This is a genomic window from Rhodococcus sp. EPR-134, assembly GCF_001647205.1.
Lineage (GTDB): Bacteria > Actinomycetota > Actinomycetes > Mycobacteriales > Mycobacteriaceae > Rhodococcus_F > Rhodococcus_F qingshengii.
In genome coordinates this window covers 1-6,012 of the sequence record NZ_LVCT01000498.1, presented here as the reverse complement: position 1 = coordinate 6,012, position 6,012 = coordinate 1, and the positions used below count along the sequence as shown (strand labels likewise).

Sequence of the window (6,012 nt, the reverse complement as noted above, 5' to 3'; positions counted from 1 at the left end):
CACCGAGATGAACTGGCTGGGCCCGATGAGGCCGCGGCTGGGATGGTTCCACCGAAGAAGAGCTTCGAAGGCCACCACTTCACCGGTCTGAGTGTCGACCTGAGGCTGGTAGTGGAGATCGAACTGCCCTTCCTCGATCCCTCTGTCCAGCTCGTGCAACGCCGTCGCCCGCGCCGATGCCCTCGCCCGCAGCAGCGGTGAGAACTTACCCACTCGATTGCGTCCCGTCGACTTCGCCTCGTACAGAGCCAGATCCGCCAGCATCACCAATCCGTCGGCGTCCGTCGAATCCTCGGGCGCGCTCGAGTAACCGATCGTGGCCCGCACTTCGATCCGATTGCCTTCGACGAAGAATGGTTCGTGCAGCACTTCCAGGTACCGATCGAAGATCACACCGGGATCGTCGCGCGAAGAGGTGCAGACGATCAGCCCGAATTCGTCACCGCCCATCCGCGAGCACATGTCCGAACCGATCACGTCGCGAAGGCGTTTCGTGACTTCGAGAAGTAATTGGTCCCCGATCGGATGGCCAAGGGTGTCGTTCACCGATTTGAAGTTGTCGAGGTCGAGAATCCCGACGAGAACCTGCTTCTCCGGCGCGCGGGAGTCGATCGCTTCCTCGAGCGCCACTCCGAACGCACGACGGTTCGGTAACCCGGTCAACGAGTCGGTGGCCGCAAGGCGAAGGATCTCCTGCTCGTGGACATACCTCTCCGTGATGTCGGAACCGACACCGCGCCAACCCAGAATCACGCCGGATTCGAGGACCCGTGGATTGCCGGAAAGAGACCACCAGCGTCGCCTACCGTCGACATGCACCGGCACGACAGTGTCCCGGAAGGGAGCACTCGATTCGAGTTTGTCGATCATCTGGGCCGCGGCCGCACGCCCCTCCGGACTCGATGCGATCTGGAGTCTGGTGAGGAGTTGTCCGAAGGTGAGTTGCTGCAACTCGTCCACCGTCATACCTGCGACCTCGGCGAGACGTGCCGAGGTGTGGGAGAACCGGCCGTTGGTGTCGCACTCCCACAGCCAGTCGCGGGAACCGCCCTCGAAACCGTCGAGCAACAACGCCACAGTCTGACGCTCGGATTCCGCCTGAAACTCTGCGAGACAACGTCTCTGGAAAGAGGCCGACAGATAGACCGCCCCTACGGTGAGCGCAAACATGTAGATGCACAACTGAATCGCAAGTATGCGAAAGTGGGGTTCGGCGTGGACGACGAGAACAGTGAAGACGCCGAGGCCGTGAATGTAGATCCAGGTCAGGCTCACCGATCTCAGACTCGAGAACGTCACGGTCCCGGCGCCCATGATCCCGGCCATCGTCGCGATCAGAACCAAGTCGCGGAAGACGTCCATGTCGTGAAAGAGCAGAGCGAAAAGTGTGACGTCGAGGGTCGCGACCACGATCACTTCGACGAGCAGACCCACGTAGTCGTAGCGCGGGGTGTGCTTCGACGGCCGCCAGCGAAGGGGAATCCATACTCGGATCGAATTCGCGAGGACGAGAAAGATGAGGGCGCCACCCAACCACCTGAGCGTCTGACGTCCGGGCGGGACGGTGTAGGTCAGAATCACGACCAAACTCGCCATGTACGCAAGATTGGCGAACGGCGCGACGGCTGCAGCTTCGTCTATCTGACGGCGAAACAGGCTGTTGCAGTCGGCCTCCGAAGCAGGATCTTGCCTGCCCAATCGACTCGGACGGCTCATCAGCGAGGCATCCCGACATCTGCGCAGGCGCCATCAGCGGGCGTCGAATCCGCTCGCCTGGCCATCCGAACCTCCCCTGGCTCCCCACCGAACCCTTATCCGGTGAAACGTCAGTGTTTCAGACTCGCTGCTTGTTTCCTTCACAACGGTAGCCATCTGACGAATCGATTGTGCGCAGATCACTATATCCAGAGGTCGTTCCGTCGATCCTCCAGGTCGATCCGCGATTGCTGATTCTTAGCTCGAACCACGTTTGTCGCCGACCGCGACGCGGGGGATTCGAGCGGTCGGGAACAACGCGGCGATTGCGAGCAGCGCTGCCACGGCAAAAGCGACACGCAACGCGTCCAGCCTGGCTTCTTCGTTCACGTCCACGATCGCATCCGCCGTGGACTCGGCGACGCCGGCGTCATCGAGAGCGGATCGGAGTTGCGTCGTCGACAGGAACGGCACGCCCGAGGCCATGTCGGTGCTCGCTTGCTGCTGCACCGATGTCGGAACCGCCGGATTGTCTTCGATTCCGGCGATCGCCGACGTCGTGAGAGTGGCAATGAGAACCGATCCGATCAGGGCAGTTCCCAAGGAAGCGCCGAGGTTGGTGGCGGTGTTCTGCAACCCGCCGACCTCGGTGCTGCGCTCGTCCGGGACCGAGGACACCGTGACGGCTCCGAGCTGCGAAGACAGGCACCCCAAGCCGAAACCCATGAACAGCATGGGAATCATCACGATCGCCGCATTGGCGCCGGGGTCCATGCCTGCAACGAGCATCAGAATGCCGACGACCATGACCAACAATCCGACTCGGACCACGCGTCGCGGGTTCGCGGTAGGCCGTAGCTTCGGAATACCGATCGCCGCCACGACGAGCGCCGCCGACAACGGCAGGATGCGAACTCCCGTCTCCAGGGCACTGAGCTCCAGAACTACGGACAAGAACAACGGGACCGCGAAGAACACGCCCGCCTGGACCAGAAACTGCGCGAAGAACATGGAAAGTCCGCCACTGAGCTCGCGGTTTCGCAGCATCGCCGGATCAAGCAACGGCTCCTTCCCCGCAGCGGCCAGGCGTCCCTCCCAGCGCAGGAATCCGTACACGACCAGGAGCCCGGCGATCAGTAGCCACACCACCGGGGAAAGCCCGACCAGCTGCGGTCCGTCGGGTTTGGCCTGCACCCAACCCCACTCGCTCGAGCGCAGTACGCCGAAGACGATCATGCCCAGCCCGACCACGGACAAGATCGATCCGACGTAGTCGAGGCGCGACTTCGACGGTGGGACGTCGACCACCTTGCTGAGCACCAGCAAGATCAGGACAACGATCACGACTTCGCCGACGAACACGTAACGCCATGACGCAAATGTCGTCGCGGCGCCGCCGATCAGCGGCCCGACCGCCACGGCCATCGCGCCGGCGGCAGCGACCAGACCGTAGGCAGCCGGGCGCTTCTGAGCCGGAAAGTTGGTGGCGACGAGCGCGACGATCGCGGGCATGATGAGTGCCGCACCGACGCCTTCGAGGAACGACCATCCGATCAGCAGGACCGCAAGATTGGGAGCGAGCGCCGTTGTCAGAGAACCTGCGCCGTAGATGATCAAGCCGAGCGCGAAGGCCCGGCGACGACCCATCATCGACCCCAGCTTGCTGCCCGTGATCATCAGCGTCGCCATGACCAGGGTGTACAGCGTGATCGCGGTTTGAATGCCGGTGATGCTCGTGCCGACGTCCTCGGCGACGGTTGCCATCGAAACGTTCATGACCGAACTGTCCAAGGTCATCAGGAATTGGCTGGATGCCAACACCGTGAGAACCAGTCCTGAACCCGCCTGCGTCGTCGAACCAGCAACCTGTCCGTCACCCATCGTGCGGGTGTACCCGGTGTTCAGGTTCTCGAAGCAGACCGGTCAGTGCTGTTCGAGGCTGAGCTGATCCGCCCAAGCCGACACGTCCCCGCGTTCCAGAGCCACCGCCAGCAGTTCCGGAAACTTGTCCGGCGTGCACGCAAACGCGGGAATCCCGAGGGCACTCAGCGACGCTGCATTGTCGTGATCGAACGACGGTGCCCCGTCGTCCGAGAGTGCCAGTAGAACCACGACTTGAACGCCGGAGTTCTTCATGGCGGCCATGCGGCGCAACATCTCGTTGCGAATACCGCCCTCGTAGAGGTCCGAGATCAGAACGAACATCGACTCGGCAGGACGCGAGATCAGTGACTGGCTGTACGCGATTGCGCGGTTGATGTCCGTGCCCCCACCAAGTTGGGTCCCGAAAAGGACGTCGACTGGGTCGGACAGTTTGTCCGTCAGGTCGACGACGGCAGTGTCGAAAACCACGAGCGAAGTCTTCAGCGCCTGCATCGACGCCAACACCGCGCCGAACACGGATGCGTAGACGACGCTGGACGCCATCGAACCCGATTGGTCGATCGCCAGGACTACGTCGCGCTGCACGGATTTCGACTTACGGCCGTATCCGACGAGCCGCTCGGGGACGACGGTTCGATACTCCGGAAGGTAGTGCGACAGATTTGCTCGGATGGTTCGGTCCCAGTCGATGTCACGCAACTTCGGATTCGACGTTCTGGCCGAACGATTGAGAGCCCCGGTCACCGCGGCCTTCGTTTTCTGCGCGATTCGCTCTTCGACTTCCCGAACCACCTTGCCGACGACCATTCGAGCAGTTGCCTTGCTGGCCTCCGGCATGACCTGGTTGAGGCTCAGCAGCGTCCCGACCAGATGCACATCGGGCTCGACGGCATCGAGCAGTTCCGGTTCGAGCAGCAACTGCGCCAAACCCAGTCGGTCGATCGCGTCCTTCTGCATCACCTGCACCACCGTGCTGGGAAAGTACGTCCGGATATCGCCGAGCCATCTGGCGACGGACGGAGCCGACGCCCCCAATCCGGCTGAGCGGCGTCGCCCCTTGGTCGGGCCGGACGAATCGTAGAGTGCGGCAAGAGCTGCATCCATTCGACGCTCGCCCGGTTGGCCCAGCCCACCCGTCGATTCTTCGGCGGATTCCCCGAGCATCAGTCTCCAGCGTCGAAGGCGCTGATCGTCGTCGCTCATGCGCCCACCCCCAAGATGTCCGCAACGACCGCCATTGCCGCTCTGCCGCGTCGAGCATCGGTCTCCACTGTCGTTTCGACGCGTCGGCCGCCTCTGACCGCCTGACCGATCGCTCGACGCTCCCCCGCCTCGAACGCTCCGAACGTACGTCGAAGCAGTGGAAGCGTGTCGATGAAGTCCTGCTCACGAAGTTGGCGAACCCACGTGTCGATCAGCGTGAGCAACGCTCGATCGTGAACGAGCACAAGCCCTCCTCCACCGAGAAACCCGTCGACCCACCCGGCTTTGGCGGTCGGCGTGCTTCCCACGGACAGGGCCCGAGACAAGCGCTGGGCTGCAGCGGTTTCCGTGATCGAACCGCTGTCGCGCAGTAGCCGCACCATCCGGCCGACGAGTAATCCGTTGACGTCGTCACGGTCGATCACGCCGGCCATGGCCTGCAGCCACCGTGCGCTCGCATCGCGATCGTCACGAACCATGACTGCCGAGTGAACCTTGTCGAGGTGTTCGCGAAACTCCTCGGCACTGGGATCGTCCAGGCCCGTGACGGCGACTGCGAGGCCAGTGCAAATGCGGATCAACAGGCTGTCGGCGACGTCGACCAATGCCGACACGTCGGTTCCGCGCACATCGCCGTACCGCAGCGTTCGCGTCAGCGTAGGCAGCGCCGCCATCAGGTGCGACACGTCATGATCTAGTGCCGCCACCGTTTTCACACTTTCCAGCACAGCGGACAACGCTGCCGGCAGGTTCGCCAGGAGCGAGTTCTCCAGTAGTCCGATCAGTGACGCGAGAGAGATGTCCGGCTCGTTGATCTTCGAGACGACACATGATGTTGCCGCTGCAACCACCGTCGTGCCCCACAGCGACGCCTCGATCACCGAGACCGAGAATTCGGGCTTCCATTGCAGCGCCCAAGTCTCCCGGAACGTTCCGGTGGAACGGACCTCACTGTCGGCCGGGGTTCCCCAATCGATCTCGAGGATCCCCAGTCGGTGCAGGAACTGGGAACGCTCGACGTCGATGTCGCGTCGCAGGTCCAGATCGAGAGTCTTTGCTCCCGCTTGTTGTCTGAGCCGCAAGGTCTTCGAGCGTGCGCGCAGGTCTGCTTCGAGTGGGACTGTCGGCGTTTCCTCGGGCACCGCGCCCAGCGCTTCGCCCACAACCAATCTTCGCGTGATCAGATCCAGAAGAACGTCGTTCCCGTCGCACATCACCGACCTCGTTGCC

4 protein-coding genes are annotated in these 6,012 nt (G+C 62.8%); all 4 read right to left on the bottom strand.

From position 1 onward, the window contains the following. A partial coding sequence (locus tag A2J01_RS22840) for a sensor domain-containing diguanylate cyclase (protein ID WP_064113651.1) occupies window positions 1-1,716 on the bottom strand: 1,716 nt, incomplete at its 3' end. A gap of 237 nt (window positions 1,717-1,953) precedes the next feature. Next, entirely contained in the window at window positions 1,954-3,576 is a 1,623-nt protein-coding gene (locus A2J01_RS22835; RefSeq protein WP_042446444.1) for an MFS transporter, read from the bottom strand. Window positions 3,577-3,618: 42 nt separating this feature from the next. Beyond that, on the bottom strand, window positions 3,619-4,782 hold the full coding sequence (locus A2J01_RS22830) for a VWA domain-containing protein (RefSeq protein ID WP_047269390.1): 1,164 nt from the start codon (window positions 4,780-4,782) through the stop codon (window positions 3,619-3,621). After that, on the bottom strand, window positions 4,779-6,012 hold a 1,234-nt coding region (locus A2J01_RS22825; protein ID WP_231915879.1), incomplete at its 5' end, for a DUF5682 family protein. The genes A2J01_RS22830 and A2J01_RS22825, both read right to left, overlap by 4 nt.